Genomic DNA, 18,802 nt, shown 5'->3' with positions numbered 1-18,802 from the left:
CCGGCGTTACTCCAGCATCTTGCCCAGCAACCAACTGCCCGCCGGGCCGGGCGGATGCTGGCGTGACCACAGCGCATCCACCGCCACCGAGCGCGGCCAGCCCCGGGCCTTGATCTCACGCAGGTGGCCGCCGCCAAACCGCTCCACCAGCCAGCGCGGCAGCGGTGCCCAGCCAAAACCCAATTGCGCCATCTCCATCAGCATCAGGTAACTGGGCGCCGACCAGACGCGGCCCAGGCCCCGGGTTTCATTCGGGTTGATGATGCTCGCCAAGCGCAGTTCGCGGTGTTGTTCCAGGGTTTGCTGGTCGATGTTGGTAAGGCTCGCCAGCGGGTGTTTGGGCGCGACAAACAGCGCGATTTCCGTGCGTTCTTCCACGGCGGTGCTGGTGAGGTCCGGTGGGTAAACTTCCTGCATCTCGATAAACGCAATGTGCGCCCGGCCACTTTGCACCAGGGCGATCAAGTCTTCGCATTCGGCGATCAGGCATTCAAGTTCCAGGTCCGGGTAGCGCTGCTCAAACGCGCTGAGGGCAGTTTCGAAACGGTCCGACTGATAGGTATCGGACATCGCGATACTCAGCTTCGGCTCCAGCCCCTGGGACAGCTGGCTGGCTGCCAACTCCAGGCGGCTGCTGGCTTCCAGCACCTGCTCGGCGCGTTGCAACAGCACATGCCCGGCCGGGGTCAGCGTTGGCTTGCGGCTGCTGCGATCAAACAGCACCACGTTCAGGTCAATCTCCAGGCTCGCCACCGCCGCGCTGACGGTGGACTGGCTCTTGCCCAGCTTGCGCGCCGCCGCTGAAAACGAACCCTGGGTCGCCGCTTGTACAAACGCCTGGAGCACTTCATGGGAAGCCATGACTATCGCCTTGATCGATGGTTATTGGTTATGAAGTATCGATTCAAAGGGTAATGATGGCAACCATCGTCACTCACGGAGAACGGGTCATGACACCCACCAAGTCGATTACTGAACGCGTTTGGCAAGCCATTGGGTTTGAAGGCATGGCCTTGCTGATTTGTACGCCGCTGCTGGCGTGGATCATGGATAAGCCGGCGCTGGAGATGGGCATGGTGACACTGGCCATCAGCCTTATGGCACTGGCCTGGAACGTGATTTTCAACGGCCTGTTCGACCGTCTCAAGGCGCGCCTGCAATTGTCTGGCGGGGCGTGGACACGCGTGCTGCATGCGCTGATGTTTGAAGGCGGGCTGGTGGCGATCTGCGTGCCGCTGATTGCCTGGTGGTTGAACATCAGCCTGATGCAGGCGTTTATCCTCGACATCGGCGTGCTGTTGTTTTTCCTGCCGTATACCTACGTGTATCACTGGGGGTATGACGCAGTGCGGGAGCGGATCATGCAAAAACGCGAGGCGAAACAACTCGCCTAGAAAATCCCGGCTAAACAACTTGCGTAGCAGCTGTCGAGCCTAGGCGAGGCTGCGTCGGGAGCGACTCGGTTCCGAGCCAGCCATCGGGATCGGCGGCGCGGCTTACGCAGCCTCGCTTGGGCTCGACAGCTGCTACGGGGGGAAGTCAGGTGAGTTTTAACGCGCTGACAAAGTCGAGGAATGCGCGCACCTTGGCCGCCGGCAAATGCCGCGATGGGTAGAAGGCGTACAACGGGAAGCGCTCGTCGGGCCAGTCGGGAAACAGCTCGACCAACGCGCCCGACTCGAGCGCAGGTGCAAGCCCCAGGTCGAGCATTTGCGCCACTGCATGCCCGTGTTCGCACACGCTGTACAAGGTCCCGGCATCATTGACCACCAGCCGCCCGCGGGTGGTGACGTTGACCTGCTCGCCGCGCCGGTGGAATTCCCAGCCAAACGGCCGGCCGGTCTGGGAGTCGCGAAAGTCGATGCACACGTGCTGGCCGTCTTCCAGGTCCAGTGGGTGGGAGGGGCGGCCATGCCGTTCAAGATACTCAGGCGAGGCCAACGTCAGCACTCGCACGTCCATCAGTTTGCGGGCGATCAACGAGGATGATTGCGGAATGCCAAAACGGATCGCCAGGTCAAAGCCATCCGCTACCAGGTCCCCGAGTTGATCCCGCGTGTGCAGGTCCAACTGCAGCTGCGGGTATTGGCTCATGAATTCACCGAGCACCGGCCCGAGCACCAGCCGCGAGAAGTACGGGTCGATGTTCACCCGCAGCCGCCCGCGCACGGTCAGGGCGCTGTCTGCCGCCGAGCTGGCGGCCTCTTCCAGGCCGGCCAGCAGCGGGGCGATTTCCTGGTAGAAACGCCGGCCCTCGTCGGTTAATTGCACGGAGCGGGTGGTGCGGTCGAACAGGCGAATGCCCAGGCGTTTTTCCAGCCGGGAAATGGCCCGGCTGACGCCCGAAGGCGTCATCTCCAGGCTATCGGCGGCGCGGGCAAAGCTGCCGCTGTCGACCACAGCGGCGAGTACGCCCATGCCACCGGCCAGTCCTGGGTCAAAACTCATGGGTGATTGCCTGTCAGGTATCCGAAAGCATTGATGCTAGCGGAGAATCTGAGCGCGTTACAGAAACATCCCGCCCGAGGCCTCGACCCGCTGCCCGGTGATCCAGTTGCTGCCGTCGGCCAGCAGGGTGGAAATCGCCCCGCCAATGTCGTCTGGCAAGCCCGCGCGGCCCAGGGCGGTGTTGTTGGCGACCATGGCGTTCACGTCCGGATTGTCGCGCACCACGCCGCCGCTGAAGTCGGTGGCAATCGCGCCGGGGGCCAGGGTGTTGACGCTAATCCCGCAAGCGCCCAGTTCCTTGGCCTGGTAGCGGGTCAGCACTTCCACCGCGCCTTTCATCGAGGCGTACGCCGCGTAACCCGGCAGGCTGAAGCGCGCCAGGCCGCTGGAGATGTTGATGATGCGGCCACCGTCGCTGATCAGCGGCAGCAGTTTCTGGGTCAGGAAAAACGGGCCCTTGAAGTGGATCGCCACCAGTTGGTCGAACTGCGCTTCGGTGGTTTCGGCGAAGCTGGCGTGGGCGCCGATCCCGGCGTTGTTGATCAGGAAGTTGAAGTGCGCCTGGCCGAACACGTTCTGCAACACCGAGCCGACCTGGGCGCTGAACGCATCAAAGGTCGAACTCTGGCTCACGTCCAGTTGCAGCATGGCCGCCTTGGCGCCCAGCGCTTCAACTTGGGCGACCACCGCCTGGGCTTCGTCCGCCGCGCGGTTGTAGGTGCCGATGATGTCGACGCCTTGCGCGGCCAGATGCAGCGCAGCGCTTTTGCCCAGGCCGCGGCTGGCGCCGGTGATCAGTGCGATTTTACGGGTCATGGTCAAGTCCTCGGAGTGTGTGATTGTTCGTGGGACTGAGTGTATTTGTCCGGCCATAACGTGATAAACAGCGCTATACCGGAATCACTGGCCGGATAAGGCGAACAATCCCATGAACAAATTAGAGTTGCTGCGTACCTTCGTGCGCGTCACCGAACTGTCGAGTTTTACCCAGGCGGGCGAGAGCTTGGGCTTGCCGCGCTCCACGGTTTCCGAGCATGTGCAGGCGCTGGAAGAGTTACTGGGCGCACGCCTGTTGCAGCGCACCACGCGCAAGGTCCAGGCGACCCAGGACGGCCGCGTGCTGTACGAGCGCAGCAAGGATTTGCTGTCGCACATGGAAGAGCTGGAAGGTTTGTTTCGCCAGGATGAAGCGCAGTTGGCGGGGCGAATTCGGGTGGACATGCCCAACGTGATGGCGAGGGAATTGATCCTGCCGCGCTTGCCGGAATTCATGGACCTACACCCGCTGATCGAGCTGGAAATCAGCAGCACCGACCGTCAGGTTGATTTGCTGGCGGAAGGTTTCGACTGCGTGTTGCGCGTCGGTGCGCAGCCGGACCAGTCGGTGGTAGCCCGCTTATTGTGCAGCATGCCGATGATCAACTGCGCGAGTGCGGCTTACCTGCAACGCCATGGCGTGCCCAAGACCCTTGCCGATTTGGCCGACCATCAATTGGTGCATTACGTACGCCCGTTGGGCTCACGTTCTGCGGGGTTCGAATACCAAATCGGCAACAAGGTGTACCGGGTTCCGATGGCCGGCCGGGTCACGGTCAACAGCACGGATGCGTACAGGGCGGCGTGTATCGGTGGGTTCGGCCTGACCCAGGTGCCTGCGCTGGGCATTCGCGAGCAATTGGCCAGTGGCGAGTTGGTGGCAGTGCTGCCGGACTACCCGGCCCCCGCACTGGACGTGTCCTTGCTGTACGCCGGCCAACGGCATTTGCCGCTGCGGGTGCGGGTGTTCATGGACTGGCTGGCCGCCACGTTGCAGTCCCAGCTTTAACGCCGGGCCGACAACTGCTGCGGCGCCAGGAATGCATCGTGGAAGTAATCCCGAAACGCCTGCATCGCCGGGGTGAAGTCACGCTCGCGGTGCCAGGCCAGGCCGACGCTCATCGGCGTGACCTTGTCGGTGACGCTCACGGTTTCGATGCGCTTGCCCTCCAGTGACCACGGGCGATGCACCAGGTCCGACAAAATCGCCACGCCGCTGCCGTTGGCGACCATGCTGCGCACCGCCTCCACAGAACTGGTGCGCAGCCGCACCGTGGGTGTTTGCCCGGCCTGTTCCCAGTAACGCATGGCGCTTTGTTCGGCTTCGTCGACGGTGAGGAAAATGTACGGCTCCCGGGCTACATCCGCGAGGCTGACGGCGGGGCGTTCGCACAACGGGTGATGGCTGGGCAGCCACAGGCGGCGTTCGGAGTTGAAGAGGATTTCCGAGACGATATCCGGGTGGGTAAGGTTGGCGGTGAGTACCACGGCCATGTCGAACTGGCCGTTGAGCAAACCGTGTTCGATGGCCTGGCGTTCCTGTTCGAAGACCTCGATGGTCACGTCCGGGTGCCAGTGTTCCATGCGCTGCAAGTGGTGCGGCAGGAAGTAGCCGAGCACGGTATAGCTGGCGGCTACCCGCAATACGCCGCTGGCGCGGTAGTCCGGCAGCGGGCTGTTCAGCGCATCGTCGACGCTGCGCACTATCACGTAGGCCCGGTTCAGAAAATGCCGCCCGGCGTCGGTCAGGCTCATGCCCTGGGCCGAGCGCACGAACAGTTGGGCGCCGAGCATCGCTTCCAGCTCCTTGATCGCGGTGGTCACCGCCGATTGGGAGATGTTCAGGTGAATCGCCGCCTGGGAGATCTGGCCGATTTCGGCGGTGGCGACGAAGTAGCGGATTTGGCGCAGGGTCAGCGACATGGCGGGTATCTGATTTTCAGAAGATGACCCATCTGATAATAGATCTTCCCAAGGGGTCAAGCCGCAGCCTAATTTCCATGGGATGAACTTCAACGGAGCAACCCCGATGCAGGCAGTGGATTTCAACTCGGACATGGGCGAAGGCTTCGGCCCCTGGACCATTGGCGATGGCGTCGACAGTGAACTGATGGCCTACATCAGCTCGGCCAACATCGCCACCGGCTTTCACGCCGGCGACCCGGGCACCATGCGCCGCACGGTCGAGCGGGCCAAGCAACTGGGCGTGGCGATTGGCGCGCATCCGGGCTTTCGTGACCTGGTGGGTTTTGGTCGTCGCCACATCAACGCCCCGGCCCAGGAGCTGGTGGACGACATGCTCTACCAACTCGGCGCCCTGCGGGAAATCGCCCGGGCCCAGGGCCTCACGCTGCAACACATCAAGCCCCACGGCGCGTTGTACATGCACCTGGCGCGGGACGAAGAAGCGGCGCGGCTGCTGGTGGAAAACCTGCAACGCCTGGAGCCCACGTTATTGCTGTACTGCATGCCCAATTCGGTGATCTGGCGCATTGCCAACGAACTCGGCCAGCCGGTGGTGCGGGAGTTTTACGCCGACCGTGAGTACGATCTGTCGGGGTCCATCGTGTTTACCCGCACTGTACGGGCGCTGGATCCGGCGACGGTGGCGGCGCGGGTGCTGCGGGCTTGCCAGACCGGGCTGGTGCGTACCGTCGAAGGCGAAGACCTGTTTATCGAATTCGACTCCATCTGCCTGCACAGCGACACACCCGGCGCCCTTGAACTGGTGGAAGCCACCCGTGAAGCGCTGGATCAGGCGGGCATCGAAGTGCACACACACCGCTGACCGACACCGGTGCCCAGACACCGGGTCTGATTGATTTTTTGCCTGCCTTTCTACAATGATTCCAAGAGGAACAGACATGGCTGAATCTTCCCCGATCCGCTACAGCTTTGGCGGTGATGAACACCTGTTTGCCGAGGTCAGCGAGAGCATGTCCCTGGAGGCTTTCTTCAAGGGCATGGCCGTCACCCGCGCGGTGGAACGCCTGGCCCTGAACGGTGTACTGGACGTCTGCCTGGCGAACGCCTCGTTCCAGATTCGCTTCGACCCGGACCGCATCGCGCCCCACGTGCTGCTCGACGCTGTGCAAAGCGCCGAAGCTCTGGCTGTGGCCGAGCGCACCTTGCACACCCGCATCATCGAAATCCCGGTGCTGTACAACGACCCCTGGACCTTGGAGACCCTGATGCGCTTTCGCGACCGCCATCAGGACCCGACCGGCACCGACCTGGAATACGCAGCGCGCATCAACGGCCTGGCGGATGTGGAGGCGTTTATCGCGGCCCACAGTGGCGCGCCGTGGTTTGTCTCGATGGTGGGGTTTGTGGCGGGTTTGCCGTTCATGTTCCAGATGGTCGAGCGCGAGCGGCAGTTGCAGGTGCCCAAGTACCTGCGCCCGCGCACGGATACGCCGAAGTTGACCCTCGGCCACGGCGGCTGTTTCGGCTGTATCTATTCGGTACGCGGCGCTGGCGGTTACCAGATGTTTGGCGTCACCCCGGCACCGATCTACGACCCGCAACAGCAATTGGCTTACTTGAAAGAGCACATGGTGTTCTTCCGTCCCGGCGATATCGTGCAGTTCAAACCGATGGATCGCGACGCCTATGACCTGGCGGTCGCAGAAGTGGACGCCGGACGTTTTGACCTGCGCATCCGCCCGGTAGAGTTTTCCCTCGACGCCTTTCTCGCCGACCCCATCGGTTACCCGAAAACCCTGCAGGAGGCGCTGGCATGATCAAGGTACTCAAACCCGGCCTCGCCACTTCGGTGCAGGACCTGGGCCGTGAAGGTTATTACCACCTCGGCATCCCGCCGTCCGGCGCGCTGGACCAATACGCGTTGAGCGCGGCCAACCACCTGGTGGGCAACCCGGCCGGTGCCGCCGGGTTGGAATGTACGTTGATCGGGCCGGAACTGGAGTTTCAGCGCGATGCCCTGGTCGCGTTGTGCGGCGCGTTGATGTCGCCGCGCCTGGACGGTGTGGTGGTGCATCAGGACACCGCGTTTGAAGTGCGTGCCGGGCAAGTACTGCGTTTTGAGTTTCCCAAGGCCGGCGCGCGGACTTACCTGGCGGTGGCCGGTGGTATCGACGTGCCGGTGGTGTTGGGCAGTCGCTCCACTTACACCCTGGGTGCGTTGGGTGGGTTTCAGGGGCGGCGGCTGGTGGTGGGCGATGAATTGCCCGTGGGCGAGGCCAGCGGCAAAGGCCGGGCGGGCAACAGTTTGCCCATGGCGTTGCGCCAATCGGTGGGCGGGGACGTGACGCTGCGGGTGGTGCCGGGGCTGTATTACGAGCGGTTGACGCCGGGTGCCAAGAACAGCTTTTTTGCCGAACCCTGGACGGTTGGTTCAGAGGCCGACCGCATTGGCTATCGCTTCAAGGGCGGCAGCGCGTTGAGTTTTCAACCACGGGAGCAGCCGTTTGGTGCCGGGTCTGATCCGTCGAATATCGTCGACAGTTGCTACCCCATTGGTTCGATCCAGGTACCGGCAGGGTTGGAGCCGATCGTGCTGCATCGGGACGCGGTATCGGGCGGCGGCTACGCGATGATTGGCACGGTGATCAGCGCCGACCTGGATCTGATCGGGCAGATGCAACCGAACCAGCGGGCGGGGTTTGTGGCGGTGACGCTGGAGGAAGCGCTGGAGGCGCGGCGGGTGTACAAGAAGCGGTTGAAGGTGATGGGCGGGCTGTTCGCCGATTAATTGTAGGAGCCGGCTTGCCGGCGATGAGGCCCTTGAGTCTTGTATAGACCTTAAGACCGCCATCGCCGGCAGGCCGGTTCCTACAGGGCGCTAGAACAGCTTGGTAAACAGCCAGTACAGGCTGCCCGACAACAGGATCGCCGCCGGCAATGTCAGCACCCAGGCCATCAGCAAGTTGCGGATGGTCTTCATCTGCAAGCCACCTCCGTTCGCCACCATGGTCCCGGCCACACCCGAGGACAACACATGGGTGGTGGACACCGGCAGGCCATACATATCCGCTGCACCAATGGTCAGCATCGCCACCATCTCGGCCGAGGCGCCCTGGGCGTAGGTCAGGTGGGTCTTGCCGATCTTCTCGCCTACCGTCACCACGATGCGTTTCCAGCCGACCATGGTCCCGAGGCCCAGCGCAATGGCCACCGCAATCTTGACCCACAGCGGGATAAACCGCGTGGCGTTGTCGATCTGTTGCTTGAACAGTTGCAGTTTGTTCTGGGTGTCGGCGTCGAAGTTGCCGACCTTGCCCTTGTCCATCAGGCGGATGGTTTCGCTGGTCAGGTACATGTCGTTACGCACGTTGCCTACGGCCTCGGCGGGGACGGCGGCGAGGGAGCCATAACTCTTCACTTCTTCACCGATATGCCCGGTGATATTGGCCAGCGCGGGCAGCAGTTCTGGCGTGGCTTCCTTGGTGCGCACATAGGTCGACAAGGTGGCGCGCGAGTCGGCGGGGGCCAGTTGCGGCGCAGCTTTTACCAGGGCGGCCTGGGTCACTTCGGCCACGGCGGCAAACTGCAATGACTCACCGGCCGGCATGGTGCGGTTCAACGCGTAGGCCATTGGCAGCGTGCCCACCAGGATCAGCATGATCAGGCCCATGCCTTTTTGGCCGTCGTTGGAACCGTGGGCGAACGACACGCCGGTGCAGGTGGCGATCAACATGCCGCGAATCCACCATGGCGGCGGGGTGTCGCCCTTGGGAGCCTTGTACAGCGCACGGTTTTTCACGAAGGCCCGCAGCGCCAGCAACAGCAAGGCGGCGAAGGCGAAGCCAATCAGGGGTGACAGCAGCAGTGCGTAACCGATCTTGATCGCCTGGCCCCAGTCCACCCCGCTGGTGCCGTCACGGCCATGCATCAGTGCGTTGGCCACGCCGACGCCGATGATCGAGCCGATCAAGGTGTGGGAGGAGGAGGCCGGCAAACCCAGCCACCAGGTGCCGAGGTTCCACAGGATTGCGGCGATCAACAGCGCGAAGATCATCGCAAAACCGGCGGAGGAGCCGACCTGCAAAATCAACTCCACCGGCAGCAGGGCGATGATGCCGAACGCCACCGCGCCGCTGGACAGCAGCACGCCGAGGAAGTTGAAAAAGCCCGACCATACCACCGCAAAGTGCGGTGGCAGGGAGTTGGTGTAAATCACCGTGGCCACGGCGTTGGCGGTGTCGTGGAAGCCGTTGACGAACTCAAAACCCAAGGCGATCAACAGCGCCACGCCCAGCAGCAGGAACGGGGTCCAGGTAGTGACCACCGTGCCCAGTTCGTGCATGTCGTGCATCAGGCTGTAGGCGGTGAATAGCAGGCCCATGGCGAGCACAGCGAAGAAAATGATCACCGTCACGAGGCCGGGTTTCTTGTCCAGGCGCGGTTTGGGATCGGCGGTGGAAGCGTGTGCGGAGGCAGTCAGGGAAGGGGTGGCCATGCCGGAGCATCCAGTGTGGGGAGGATGTCGGTCATGATCGTTGCAGAATGTTACAGAGATGCTGCGGTAAATCAGTGTTTACGGAATTGAGATGGCCGCTGGTCTATAAACCACCGCCGATCAAATGTGGGAGCTGGCTTGCCTGCGATAGCGGTGGTGACTGATACACCGCTATCGCAGGCAAGCCAGCTCCCAGATTGATCGCATTTCAAATTCAATAATCCTTGCGCTTGCGGAACGCCCAGCGTCCGGCGATCAGGGTGAAGGTTGCCACCAGTGCCACCAGAATCCAAAAACCTTCCGGGTCAGTGGAGAGCGGCACACCACCGACGTTCATCCCGAAAAAGCCGGCAATGATGTTGATCGGCAACGCCAGCACCGTCACCACCGTGAGGGTGAACAGTGTGCGGTTGCTCTGTTCGTTGAGGTTGGCGGCGATCTCTTCCTGCAACAGTTTGATCCGTTCCCCCAGGGCCATCAGGTCGTTGATGATCAGCGCAAATTCCTCGGTGGATTTGCGCAGCTCCTTCACGTCTTCTTTCTGCAACCATTGGGGCGGGCGGTTGAGCAGCCGCAGCAACGAGCCGGGTTCCAGCGCCAGCAGCCGTTGCAGGCGCACCAGCACCCGGCGCGCGGCGCCCAGTTCGGCGCGGTTGGTAGACAGGTGCGACGACAGCAACTGGTCTTCGATTTGATCAACGCTGAGGCTGGTCTTGCGCACGATTTGCGTCAGTACTTCGCCCTGGTCGCGCAGCAAATGCACCAGCAGTTCCAGCGGCGAGCGAAAGCGTTCGCCGGCCTTCACTGAAGAGCGCAGTTTGTCCACCGAGTGCAGCGGTTGCAGGCGCGCGCTGATCAGCAGCCGGCTGCGGGCACACACCCACAAGGTGGAGATGTCTGAAGACACCATGCTGCTGAAGTTGAACACCACGTCGTTGACCACCGCCAGCAAGGCCGAATCCACGTGTTCGATGCGGGTGGAACGTGAGCCTTCGTGCAAGGCTTCGAAGAACTCTTCCGGCAGGTTCAGGTGTGCCTGCATCCAGCGCTCGCAGGCGGCGTGGGCCAGGTTCAAGTGCAACCAGAGGAACTCTTCCGGGTCGCCGGGTTGCTGCAAGGCCGCCAGGGCGGTGGCTGAGTCAATCTGTTCGGCCTTTTCACCGGGGCGAAAACGAAAACCGTAAAGCAAGCCAAACAGGTCGGAGTCCTGGTGGCTGTGGTCGATGCTGTGGTTCATGGAGGCTCGCAGGGAAAGTGCCTGTAGGAGATTTCACAGGTTCACTTGAGCGCATCATGGCAACTGGATTTGACGGTTTTGTGACCGTTTGAGATGGGCGTCAATCGCCGGCGGGCAAACTGAAGGTAAACACCGTGCCGTGCTGCTCGTGGGAAGAGACGTCCAGCCGCCCGCCATGGGCGTCGGCGATCTGCTTGACGATGTACAAACCCAGGCCCAACCCGGCCTGGGGCAGGGCGCCGGTCGGTCGGGAGTAGGGCTGGAACAGCAGGGGCATGGCTTGGTCGCTGATCAGCCCACGGTTTTTCACCGTCAGTTCGAAAGTGCCGGCGTTGACCTGCGCGCTGACTTCAACCGGGCCTTCGGGGCTGCCGTGGCTGATGGCGTTGGCCACCAGGTTGGAGAGCAATTGCCCCAGCCGCTCGCGGTCGCCATGCACCCCGTGGAGGTTGCCGATGAGGGCGCGTATCAGCCGCTTTGGATGCACGTTCTGCACTTCATCCACCACGTGCTGCAAGGTGGCTTCCAGCCCCGAGCATTCACCGATGTTCACCGGGATGCCGCTGCCCATTCGGCCACGGGCAAAGTCCAGCACATCTTCCACCAACTGCGAGGCCCGGCGGCCGCTGGCGAGCATGTGCCGTACCAGGGTGTCGGTGGCCGGGTCCGGGTGTTTGCGCAACAGGCGCTCGGCGCCGACGTTGATCGCGAACAGCGGGTTGCGCAGGTCGTGGCCGAGCACGGCGATGAACTGTTCCCGCAGTTCGGCGGTTTCCCGCTCCTGCTGCAAGTCGGCCTCGGTCTGCTGGAAGCTTTCTTCCGCTTCGATTTGCAGTGACAGCACCCGGGCAAACGACTCCATGGTCGACTGGATGGTGCTGTTGCGCAGTTGTGCCGGGTTCGGGTCCAGGGCGCAGATGGTGCCGAAGAAGCGCCCGTCGGTGCGGAATACCGGCACCGAGATGTAGCTTTCAAACTGGTAGATGCGCGGCGTGTGGTGGTCGCGGTACAGCGGGTCTTCGCTGGCTTTGTCGATCACGATCGAGATGTGGGAACCCCGGATTTCGTGGCACAGGGTGGTGGTCAGGTCCAACTCGCCACCGACCGGCAGGCCGAAATCCAGGCGGTCGAGCACGGCGCAGGCGGTCCAGGTATCGTCGGTAACCCGTGCTACGGCGGCAAACCGCAGGCCGGTCATTTCGCTGATCACCTGGAGAATCGCCGGTACAGCGCTGATTCGGCCAATGGTGGCAATGTCGACGGCTTTTTGCCCCATGGCGAACGGTCTCGATCCTGATGCGGCTGGCGATGTGCCTTGGCTGATGGATGGGATTCTAGCGAGCTTGGCGGCCCAAGGTACAAATTCGTTCACGGTAATTAGACTAATTACTCTTGAAGGCGACCAACGCGCATAAAAAAGCCGCGCGGCCCGAAGGCGGCGCGGCATTTTTACGGTTCAACTCAGGTGTCTTGCTTGTTTTCCAGGATTTCACCGGTCTTGGCGTCCAGCTTCACGTCCCACTTCACGTTGCTGGTGTCACGCAGTTCGGTCTCGTAGACCAGGCGGCCGGCCTTGTCTTCCAGTTCGGTGTCTACGATGGTCGCGCCTTTGTGCTGGGCCACTGCCTTGGCGTTGAGTTTTTCAAAGTCCATCACGGCGCCGGACTTGAGCAGGCTTGGGATCTGGTCCGGGCGAACATCGGCCTGGGCGAAACCGGCGGTGACGGTCAGGGCGGCAGCGGCGAACAGAGCGGTCAGGTTTTTCATCGGGTGATCCTTTGGGGTGAGCTGTTTAAGTGGGATCAGGTTAACCAGCGCAACTTAACTCACCCTTAAAATTGCGCCGTTTGTTCAATCGGCGACGAGTGCGGGGTTTCATGCTGGCGTCTCAATCATGGGAGGCACAGATGAAAAAGATAATGGCCTGGGTGTATGCACCTTTGTTCTGGTTGGGGTTTATCGGGTGGGCGCTGTGGCTGGTTCAGATGGACGCACCCCTATGGCTGGGGCTGGTGTTTGTCGCGGCGGTGGCGGTGTCGTTTATCGCGGAGTGGTACTTGCCCTATGAACCGCAGTGGAATCGCAACCAGGGTGATCGTCGGCGCGACATGATTCACGCGTTGGTTAATGAAGCCCTGAATGCGCTGGGCTTGTTGATCTTGCCGGTATTGACCGCACTGCTCGCCTTCGACGGTGTATGGCCGCGTGCATGGCCGCTCTGGGCGCAATTGCTGCTGGCGATCTTCATCGCGGACGCGGGCATTACCCTGATGCATTACGCCAGCCACCGAGTTGCCGCATTGTGGCGCCTGCATGCGGTGCATCACAGCGTGCAGCGGTTGTACGGTTTCAATGGCTTGATGAAGCATCCATTGCACCAGATGCTTGAAGCCACGGCCGGGCTGGCACCGTTGATCCTGCTGGGCATTCCCACGGAGGTGGCGCTGCTGCTGGCCCTGGCGATTGCCGTGCAGTTGCTGTTGCAGCATTCCAATGTCGACATGCGCCTGGGACCATTGCGCTGGGTGTTCGCCTGGGCACCAGTGCATCGTTTTCATCACATGAAATATGGACGGGCTGGGGATGTTAATTTCGGCTTGTTTTTTAATCTGTGGGATTGGCTGTTGGGCACGGCGTTTTACAGCCACGACTATTCAATGGCGCAGGGCGACCTGGGAATTGGCAGCCGGCCGGATTTTCCGCTGGAGTATATGGCGCAGTTGCGCGATCCGTTCAGGACGGTGCAGTTGAGCAAGGAGCCGCCGCTTCCCACCGATCTACGGTAGCAGCGGTGTCAGTTGCAGGTTGCGCAACGACGCCCCGGCCGTGACGCCGAATAGCTGTTTCATGGTCCGGGAAAAATGCGCCGAATCGGCGAACCCGGCGCCATGGGCTGCTTCGGTCAGGGTGCTGCCACCGAGCGCCAGGCCCAGCGCTACACGCAAGCGCCGCCACAGCACCAGGCGGCGCACCGGCAACCCCAATTGAATGGCGAACAAGCGCTCCAGTTGGCTCAACGACACATGGGCCGCCTGCGCAAGCGCGTGGGCCGAGACTTTGCCGCTCAGTTGCTGGTCCAGCGCCAACAGTGCGCGCTCCACGCGGGCGTCTTCCAGTGCGCGCCTGGGCAGTTGGCGCAGCGTGCAGTCGAGTGCTTCCAGCGACAGTTCGCTATCGGCCAGGGCGGCTTGCAGGGGGGCGAGGTCGAACGCGCTGGGCTCGGCAAACACCGTCACCACCTCACAGTCGGTGTGGAGGATGGCGTGGGGCATTCTTGAGGGGATAAACAGGTGATGGGCCGTGGTGACACGGCCATCAAGGCTGGCCGTGATCGGCCCGCCCTGAGAGAACATCAACTGATAGGCATAGTGTGCATGGGGCGCGGTAGGCCCGGGTGTACCCTGGATCAGGCCGTAATCACGACCCAACCACAGGTGCTTGAAGCTTTCCATAGCCATGGTCCTGCAGAAGGTCCGAAACACTCGAGGACGGCCAGCGCTTGTAGTACTTCAGCAGTTCGGCGGCGCGGTTGGTGAATATCCCATCGACGCCGGCTTTCATCACCTTGTCGAAGTCCACCGGCTCGTCCACGGTGTACACGTGCACCAGCAGGCCTTTGTCGTGGGTCAACTGGTTCATCTCGGGTTTGACCAGGTCGGAATAGCTTTGGTCGCCCAAGTTGGTCAACTGTGCCGAAGGGCCGGTACCGATGGCGCCCAGGCTCTTGGCCTCGTCGATCCACTTTTCAAACTCGGCGGCGTCCTTGGGCTCCTGCTTGGCGTAGTAGGCGGCTTTGCTCGGCTCGCCGGACTCGGCGAAGGTCACCTTGGATTTCGGTTCGATGCTGCCTTCACCCACCCACAGCAGCAGGATTTTCGGGGTGTTGGGCATCTCTTTTTGCAGTTCTTTCAGGCTGTCCTTCTCAAAGGTCTGCAGCACCACGCGGCCCTTGCCCTGGCCGACGCCGATGTTTTTCTGGGCCTGGTTGGAGCCGGTAGAACTCAGCCAGCCTTTATCCAGCAGCTTGTTCTTGAGGTCGGCTTCGATACCCGGGAATTGCTTCGGCTCTTTGGTTTCGATGTACAAGCCTGGTTTGTGCTGCGGGTTGCCTTCGGCGATCTTGATGATTTCGTCCAGGCTCAGGATTTTCAAGCCGACGAAGCCAGGGCGTGCGCGCTCCGGGTAGGCGGCGTTGAACCAGCTGCCGGCGTCGAGGGTTTTAAGCTCGGCCCAGGTGAATTCGTTGGCCGGGCTGTCCTTGCGCTCGGGGAACTTGGTGGCAACGTCGGTGGTGCGTTGCAGGTTGTTGTCATGGAGGGCGAACAGCACGCCGTCCTTGCTGCGTTGCAGGTCCATCTCCAGGTAGTCGGCACCCAGGTCACGCGCCACTTTGTAGGCGGCTGCGGTGGACTCCGGTGCATCGAAGGAGGCGCCACGGTGGGCGATGACCGCGGGGTGCGGAATGCCTTCGTTGGTGGCCAACTCGGTAGGGCTGATCGGGCTTGCCGCCTGTGCGTGGCCAAGGCCCAGCATCAGGGCCAGCAGCAGGGCACTCTTGGTAAACGTGACAGGCATATGCGAAGTCCTTTCGTGGAGGTAACTTTGAGAAGGGCTCCTTTTTAACAATTGAATGCGAAAGGCGCTATCACCAAACCGACATTAACGTGTTCACCGGCTATTTTTCTGCGCTTTTGTGCTGTGCTATGCAGTACTCTTGCCATCAGCTGCCCCATCAGAGGGCAGGTTCTTCTGCCACGCGTGTAAACCATCTTTCCAGTCCAAGTAGGACTTTTCAGTGAGGTTTACCATGCGCATCACCTCCGAGCTTATCTGCCAGGCCGCCGACCAACTGCACGGGTTTGTCGGCTTGAACCGCAAGACTGGCCATTACATTGTCCGTTTCAGCGAAGACTCCTTTGGCATGGACGTGGCCGATGACGGCATCATCCCGACCGCAGAATTTGTCTGGCAGCCGGTTGACGAGCAAACCATGACCTTGTCCCGCGAGCGAATCCAGTTATTGCTCGACCAGAATATCGACGATCGCATCAACATCACCGAACCGCTGCGGGTGTACATGCGCCGGGTGGAGATTCCACAGATCAGTGCGGTGCGCAGTCTGGTCAGTTGAGTGCCGCATTGCCCTGCGGCTGGAGCACTTTTTGTGGCGAGGGAGCTTGCTCCCGCTGGAGTGCGCAGCGCTTCCGTTTTTTTTAGGGCCGCTTCGCAGCCCAGCGGGAGCAAGCTCCCTCGCCACAGCAGCTCCCTCGCCACAGCAGCTCCCTCGCCACAGAAGCTCCCACACTTCTGGACTCCCTCTTGCCCAGTGTTGCACATAGGTTGATGTTTCAGCGTTCGAACGCATAAGCCCGCTCTACCTTGCACACCCGCGTGTGGCACGCCGAGTACCAGGTAGAGCGGCCCTGTTCGCGCACCTGCGTGTGTTCGGCGTGTTGCTTCCAGGCCAGGATCGCGGCTTCGCTCTGCCAGTAGGACACGGTGATGCCCAAGCCATCTTCCCCACGGGCCGATTCCACGCCGAGGAACCCAGGCTGTTGCCGGGCCAGTTCGAGCATACGGTTGGCGGCCTGCCCGTAGCCTTGGTCGCCTTCGGTGCGCAGGGAACTGAAGATCACCGCGTAGTACGGCGGCTTGGGTGTCTCGGCGATCATACGCAGGCCTTGAGCAGCGCAATCACCAGCGGCGGAGTGGTGCCCTTGAGTGCCGCACGTTCCGGCTGGAACAGCGTCGCGACAAAAAACGGATGGTCCAGCAATTCCACCGCGCGCAAGTCGCCCTCCGAGTCATGGCCGCTGGCAATCAGGTCGGCCTCCAGCAGTGCGCTTGCGAACTCGGGATTGATCCCATAGCGGCAGCGGTAGCCTTCATGAATATCGAGGGTGGCGTAGGCCTCAGCGATGCGGGTAAAGGCCAGCAAGCGGATGGTGGCAGTCGCCTCCACCAACGCGCAGGTCAGCGGTGTGAGCACCGCACGTGGCGAGACAGGGGCCAGTTCGCCATGCTCGGCATCGGCCCAGCCCAGCACGTTGCGGGCGTATTCGAGCACCGCGTGTTGAAAACCGCCGCAGGTGCCGAGGAAAGGGCGCCGTTGTTCGCGGGCGTAACGGATCGCCAGCAGGGCGCCGTCGAGGTCGCGGTAGGGGCTGGCGGGGACGCACCAGAAGCCGTCGTAGTGCTGCAATTGTTCGGTGGATTTGATCGTGTCGGTGGCCAGCCAGTCGAACCGCACCGTGCGGCCCAGCGCCTCGCCGGCCTGTTGCAACGCCAAGGGGATGGCCTGGTGTGCGGTGACTTGCGCATCGTAGTCGCCGATCAAGGCCAGGTGCAGGGTGGTTTTATTCATTGAGGTTATTCCGTGGCTTGTTGAGTCCTGGCGCTCACTATAGATTGGCGTCTGCGCAATCAATATTGGCGTCAGCCCACATGCTCAATGCAGCCACGCACTATCAAGTCGACTACCCCGACCTTTCCCTGGTCCTCGCGCTGGTGCGGGGCGGCACGCTTGCACGGGCGGCGGCGTTGTTGCGGGTGGATGTGTCCACCGTGTTTCGCGCGGTGCGGCGGCTGGAGACAGCGCTGGGTCAGACGCTGTTCGAAAAAAGCCGCGCCGGCTACCTGCCCACCACCTTGGCCACCACCCTCGCCGAGCAGGCCGAGCGTGCCGAACAGGCGCTGGAAGCGGCACGTGTGGGAGTGGAGCAGGGCGGTGAAGTGATCAGTGGCACGGTGCGGCTGACCTGTACCGATTCGGTGTTGCAAGCTCTGTTGCTGCCCGCCCTGGCGCAGTTCATGCCCAATTATCCGGCGTTGACCCTGGAACTGAGCACCTCCAATGACTTTGCCAACCTCAGCCGGCGCGACGCGGATATTGCCCTGCGCCTGACCAAGGCACCGCCTGAGCATCTGGTAGGGCGTTGCCTGGGCACCGTGTCGTATCGGGTGTGCGCCAGCGCCGACTATGCCCGCCAGCATCAGGACGAGGAGTTGGCCACCCAGAGCTGGATCGCGCCGGATGAGTTCCTGCCGGATCATCCCACTGTCACGTGGCGGCGCCAGCATTTGCCGGGAGTGTTGCCGGCCTATCGCTGTAACAGCATGGTCTCGGTGACCGAACTGGTGCGCGCGGGGCTTGGCGTAGCCGCGTTGCCGGATTACCTGCTGGGCGTGGGCCTGCAACCGTTAAGCCTGCCGCTTACGGGGCACGACACGGGATTGTGGCTGCTGACGCGCCCCGATTGCCGGGCGTTGCGCTCGGTGGTCACGTTATTTGATCAGTTGGGCCAGCATGTGCGCTTGCCGCAGCACTAACGACAGGCGCTGGTGGAGGGCTAGGGTTTGCGCACGAACTGTTCGTGCATTTCGGTGGTCAGCCCTTCGATGCGCTCGGTCAGTTGCTTGGTCATCTCGGTGAGTTTGGTGTTCTGTTCCAGCAATTCCAGCAGCTGTCTGGTGGTCTGCGCCGCCTGGGCCTGGCGTTCGGTGTTGGCCACGGCCAGGGCTTCGCGGTGCTGGGCGTCGGCGTCGGACTGGGCCTTGTCCCGAGCGGCCTGGCGGGTTTGGGCCAGCAAAATCAAGGGCGCGGCGTAGGCCGATTGCAGGCTGAACGCCAGGTTCAAGAGGATGAACGGGTAGACGTCAAAGTGCGTGACGCCGGTCATGTTGAGCACGACCCACAAAATCACGATCGCCGTTTGCGCCCCCAGAAACGTCGGCGTGCCAAAGAAGCGCGCGAAGGCTTCGGCTTTCAGCGCAAACGTATCGTTGCCGAAGGTTGGCCCGAGGTGGGCGTGTTTACGGTGAAAACGCAGGTGGTCAACGTTGGCTTCAGGTTTATCCGGGGTCATGGCGGGCTCGAGTCC

The 18,802-nt window shown here is 62.1% G+C and carries 21 protein-coding genes; 8 read left to right on the top strand and 13 right to left on the bottom strand.

The genetic code is table 11. The features are described from left to right. Positions 1-6 precede the first annotated feature (6 nt). Positions 7-861 carry a LysR family transcriptional regulator gene (locus RGV33_RS25485; protein ID WP_322147013.1) on the bottom strand — a complete coding sequence of 285 codons (855 nt, stop codon included), beginning with the start codon at positions 859-861 and terminating at the stop codon, positions 7-9. Positions 862-950: 89 nt separating this feature from the next. Here RGV33_RS25485 and RGV33_RS25480 point away from each other — a divergent pair, with 89 nt between their 5' ends. Further along, a complete protein-coding gene (locus RGV33_RS25480; protein ID WP_322147012.1) occupies positions 951-1,394 on the top strand; it encodes a multidrug/biocide efflux PACE transporter in 444 nt (147 codons plus the stop codon). A gap of 145 nt (positions 1,395-1,539) precedes the next feature. On the opposite strand, the gene RGV33_RS25475 is transcribed toward RGV33_RS25480, so the two are convergent. Together RGV33_RS25475 and RGV33_RS25470 are read right to left on the bottom strand one after the other, a co-directional pair. Next, positions 1,540-2,448 carry a LysR family transcriptional regulator gene (locus tag RGV33_RS25475; protein WP_322147011.1) on the bottom strand — a complete coding sequence of 303 codons (909 nt, stop codon included), beginning with the start codon at positions 2,446-2,448 and terminating at the stop codon, positions 1,540-1,542. Between the two features lie 57 nt (positions 2,449-2,505). Continuing rightward, positions 2,506-3,264: an SDR family NAD(P)-dependent oxidoreductase gene (locus RGV33_RS25470; RefSeq protein ID WP_322147010.1), complete on the bottom strand. Its 759-nt coding sequence runs from the start codon at positions 3,262-3,264 to the stop codon at positions 2,506-2,508. Between the two features lie 112 nt (positions 3,265-3,376). On the opposite strand from RGV33_RS25470, the gene RGV33_RS25465 reads away from it, so the two are divergent. Then, complete coding sequence (locus RGV33_RS25465; RefSeq protein ID WP_322147009.1) at positions 3,377-4,273, top strand: LysR family transcriptional regulator; 897 nt, start codon at positions 3,377-3,379, stop codon at positions 4,271-4,273. Here the strand turns inward: RGV33_RS25465 and RGV33_RS25460 are convergent. Next, positions 4,270-5,187, bottom strand: a complete 918-nt coding sequence (locus RGV33_RS25460) for a LysR family transcriptional regulator (protein WP_322147008.1) — start codon at positions 5,185-5,187, stop codon at positions 4,270-4,272. The genes RGV33_RS25465 and RGV33_RS25460 overlap by 4 nt on opposite strands. Before the next feature lie 106 nt (positions 5,188-5,293). Between RGV33_RS25460 and RGV33_RS25455 the strand changes: the two genes are divergently transcribed. The 3 genes from RGV33_RS25455 (at position 5,294) to RGV33_RS25445 (ending at position 7,978) form a co-directional block, all read left to right on the top strand. After that, positions 5,294-6,052, top strand: coding sequence for a 5-oxoprolinase subunit PxpA (locus RGV33_RS25455; RefSeq protein WP_322147007.1), 759 nt, complete (start codon positions 5,294-5,296; stop codon positions 6,050-6,052). A gap of 76 nt (positions 6,053-6,128) precedes the next feature. Then, on the top strand, positions 6,129-7,007 hold the full coding sequence (locus RGV33_RS25450) for an allophanate hydrolase subunit 1 (protein ID WP_322147006.1): 879 nt from the start codon (positions 6,129-6,131) through the stop codon (positions 7,005-7,007). Continuing rightward, on the top strand, positions 7,004-7,978 hold the full coding sequence (locus RGV33_RS25445; protein WP_322147005.1) for a biotin-dependent carboxyltransferase family protein: 975 nt from the start codon (positions 7,004-7,006) through the stop codon (positions 7,976-7,978). The genes RGV33_RS25450 and RGV33_RS25445 overlap by 4 nt, the downstream gene beginning before the upstream one ends. Positions 7,979-8,068: 90 nt before the next feature. Here RGV33_RS25445 and RGV33_RS25440 read toward each other — a convergent pair whose 3' ends face one another. The 4 genes from RGV33_RS25440 to RGV33_RS25425 all read right to left on the bottom strand — a co-directional run bounded on the left by RGV33_RS25440 (position 8,069) and on the right by RGV33_RS25425 (position 12,689). Then, positions 8,069-9,685 carry an inorganic phosphate transporter gene (locus tag RGV33_RS25440; RefSeq protein ID WP_322147004.1) on the bottom strand — a complete coding sequence of 539 codons (1,617 nt, stop codon included), beginning with the start codon at positions 9,683-9,685 and terminating at the stop codon, positions 8,069-8,071. A 214-nt stretch (positions 9,686-9,899) separates the two neighbouring features. Further along, entirely contained in the window at positions 9,900-10,922 is a 1,023-nt protein-coding gene (locus tag RGV33_RS25435; protein WP_322147003.1) for a transporter, read from the bottom strand. A 100-nt stretch (positions 10,923-11,022) separates the two neighbouring features. Beyond that, positions 11,023-12,198, bottom strand: coding sequence for a GAF domain-containing sensor histidine kinase (locus RGV33_RS25430; protein WP_322147002.1), 1,176 nt, complete (start codon positions 12,196-12,198; stop codon positions 11,023-11,025). Positions 12,199-12,383: 185 nt separating this feature from the next. Then, positions 12,384-12,689: a PepSY domain-containing protein gene (locus RGV33_RS25425; protein WP_322147001.1), complete on the bottom strand. Its 306-nt coding sequence runs from the start codon at positions 12,687-12,689 to the stop codon at positions 12,384-12,386. 140 nt (positions 12,690-12,829) lie between these two features. Here RGV33_RS25425 and RGV33_RS25420 point away from each other — a divergent pair, with 140 nt between their 5' ends. Further along, positions 12,830-13,708, top strand: a complete 879-nt coding sequence (locus tag RGV33_RS25420) for a sterol desaturase family protein (protein ID WP_322147000.1) — start codon at positions 12,830-12,832, stop codon at positions 13,706-13,708. On the opposite strand, the gene RGV33_RS25415 is transcribed toward RGV33_RS25420, so the two are convergent. Both RGV33_RS25415 and RGV33_RS25410 read right to left on the bottom strand, forming a co-directional pair. After that, a complete protein-coding gene (locus RGV33_RS25415; RefSeq protein WP_322146999.1) occupies positions 13,700-14,380 on the bottom strand; it encodes an AraC family transcriptional regulator in 681 nt (226 codons plus the stop codon). The genes RGV33_RS25420 and RGV33_RS25415 overlap by 9 nt on opposite strands. Further along, a complete protein-coding gene (locus RGV33_RS25410; RefSeq protein ID WP_322146998.1) occupies positions 14,340-15,497 on the bottom strand; it encodes a glycerophosphodiester phosphodiesterase in 1,158 nt (385 codons plus the stop codon). Before RGV33_RS25410 ends, RGV33_RS25415 begins: the two co-directional genes overlap by 41 nt. Positions 15,498-15,729: 232 nt before the next feature. Here RGV33_RS25410 and RGV33_RS25405 point away from each other — a divergent pair, with 232 nt between their 5' ends. Next, positions 15,730-16,053, top strand: a complete 324-nt coding sequence (locus RGV33_RS25405; protein ID WP_322146997.1) for a DUF2025 family protein — start codon at positions 15,730-15,732, stop codon at positions 16,051-16,053. Between the two features lie 217 nt (positions 16,054-16,270). Here the strand turns inward: RGV33_RS25405 and RGV33_RS25400 are convergent, their stop codons facing one another. Continuing rightward, a complete protein-coding gene (locus tag RGV33_RS25400) occupies positions 16,271-16,594 on the bottom strand; it encodes an antibiotic biosynthesis monooxygenase (RefSeq protein ID WP_322146996.1) in 324 nt (107 codons plus the stop codon). Further along, positions 16,591-17,286, bottom strand: coding sequence for a CTP synthase (locus RGV33_RS25395; RefSeq protein WP_322146995.1), 696 nt, complete (start codon positions 17,284-17,286; stop codon positions 16,591-16,593). Before RGV33_RS25395 ends, RGV33_RS25400 begins: the two co-directional genes overlap by 4 nt. A gap of 80 nt (positions 17,287-17,366) precedes the next feature. On the opposite strand from RGV33_RS25395, the gene RGV33_RS25390 reads away from it, so the two are divergent. Further along, the gene (locus RGV33_RS25390) at positions 17,367-18,251 is read left to right on the top strand and encodes a LysR family transcriptional regulator (RefSeq protein WP_322146994.1); all 885 of its coding nucleotides are present in this window, start codon (positions 17,367-17,369) and stop codon (positions 18,249-18,251) included. Positions 18,252-18,271: 20 nt separating this feature from the next. On the opposite strand, the gene RGV33_RS25385 is transcribed toward RGV33_RS25390, so the two are convergent. Then, positions 18,272-18,787 carry a DUF1003 domain-containing protein gene (locus RGV33_RS25385; protein ID WP_322146993.1) on the bottom strand — a complete coding sequence of 172 codons (516 nt, stop codon included), beginning with the start codon at positions 18,785-18,787 and terminating at the stop codon, positions 18,272-18,274. Positions 18,788-18,802: the final 15 nt, after the last annotated feature.

This window comes from Pseudomonas sp. Bout1, assembly GCF_034314165.1.
GTDB lineage: Bacteria > Pseudomonadota > Gammaproteobacteria > Pseudomonadales > Pseudomonadaceae > Aquipseudomonas.
This window is presented reverse-complemented; position numbering and strand designations above follow the sequence as displayed.

What these genes read in the sequence shown, in the direction of transcription:
- RGV33_RS25485 (WP_322147013.1), bottom strand. Translation starts at nt 861, where the DNA reads ATGGCTTCCCATGAAGTGCTCCAGGCGTTTGTACAAGCGGCGACCCAG.
- RGV33_RS25480 (WP_322147012.1), top strand. Translation starts at nt 951, where the DNA reads ATGACACCCACCAAGTCGATTACTGAACGCGTTTGGCAAGCCATTGGG.
- RGV33_RS25475 (WP_322147011.1), bottom strand. Translation starts at nt 2,448, where the DNA reads ATGAGTTTTGACCCAGGACTGGCCGGTGGCATGGGCGTACTCGCCGCT.
- RGV33_RS25470 (WP_322147010.1), bottom strand. Translation starts at nt 3,264, where the DNA reads ATGACCCGTAAAATCGCACTGATCACCGGCGCCAGCCGCGGCCTGGGC.
- RGV33_RS25465 (WP_322147009.1), top strand. Translation starts at nt 3,377, where the DNA reads ATGAACAAATTAGAGTTGCTGCGTACCTTCGTGCGCGTCACCGAACTG.
- RGV33_RS25460 (WP_322147008.1), bottom strand. Translation starts at nt 5,187, where the DNA reads ATGTCGCTGACCCTGCGCCAAATCCGCTACTTCGTCGCCACCGCCGAA.
- RGV33_RS25455 (WP_322147007.1), top strand. Translation starts at nt 5,294, where the DNA reads ATGCAGGCAGTGGATTTCAACTCGGACATGGGCGAAGGCTTCGGCCCC.
- RGV33_RS25450 (WP_322147006.1), top strand. Translation starts at nt 6,129, where the DNA reads ATGGCTGAATCTTCCCCGATCCGCTACAGCTTTGGCGGTGATGAACAC.
- RGV33_RS25445 (WP_322147005.1), top strand. Translation starts at nt 7,004, where the DNA reads ATGATCAAGGTACTCAAACCCGGCCTCGCCACTTCGGTGCAGGACCTG.
- RGV33_RS25440 (WP_322147004.1), bottom strand. Translation starts at nt 9,685, where the DNA reads ATGGCCACCCCTTCCCTGACTGCCTCCGCACACGCTTCCACCGCCGAT.
- RGV33_RS25435 (WP_322147003.1), bottom strand. Translation starts at nt 10,922, where the DNA reads ATGAACCACAGCATCGACCACAGCCACCAGGACTCCGACCTGTTTGGC.
- RGV33_RS25430 (WP_322147002.1), bottom strand. Translation starts at nt 12,198, where the DNA reads ATGGGGCAAAAAGCCGTCGACATTGCCACCATTGGCCGAATCAGCGCT.
- RGV33_RS25425 (WP_322147001.1), bottom strand. Translation starts at nt 12,689, where the DNA reads ATGAAAAACCTGACCGCTCTGTTCGCCGCTGCCGCCCTGACCGTCACC.
- RGV33_RS25420 (WP_322147000.1), top strand. Translation starts at nt 12,830, where the DNA reads ATGAAAAAGATAATGGCCTGGGTGTATGCACCTTTGTTCTGGTTGGGG.
- RGV33_RS25415 (WP_322146999.1), bottom strand. Translation starts at nt 14,380, where the DNA reads ATGGCTATGGAAAGCTTCAAGCACCTGTGGTTGGGTCGTGATTACGGC.
- RGV33_RS25410 (WP_322146998.1), bottom strand. Translation starts at nt 15,497, where the DNA reads ATGCCTGTCACGTTTACCAAGAGTGCCCTGCTGCTGGCCCTGATGCTG.
- RGV33_RS25405 (WP_322146997.1), top strand. Translation starts at nt 15,730, where the DNA reads ATGCGCATCACCTCCGAGCTTATCTGCCAGGCCGCCGACCAACTGCAC.
- RGV33_RS25400 (WP_322146996.1), bottom strand. Translation starts at nt 16,594, where the DNA reads ATGATCGCCGAGACACCCAAGCCGCCGTACTACGCGGTGATCTTCAGT.
- RGV33_RS25395 (WP_322146995.1), bottom strand. Translation starts at nt 17,286, where the DNA reads ATGAATAAAACCACCCTGCACCTGGCCTTGATCGGCGACTACGATGCG.
- RGV33_RS25390 (WP_322146994.1), top strand. Translation starts at nt 17,367, where the DNA reads ATGCTCAATGCAGCCACGCACTATCAAGTCGACTACCCCGACCTTTCC.
- RGV33_RS25385 (WP_322146993.1), bottom strand. Translation starts at nt 18,787, where the DNA reads ATGACCCCGGATAAACCTGAAGCCAACGTTGACCACCTGCGTTTTCAC.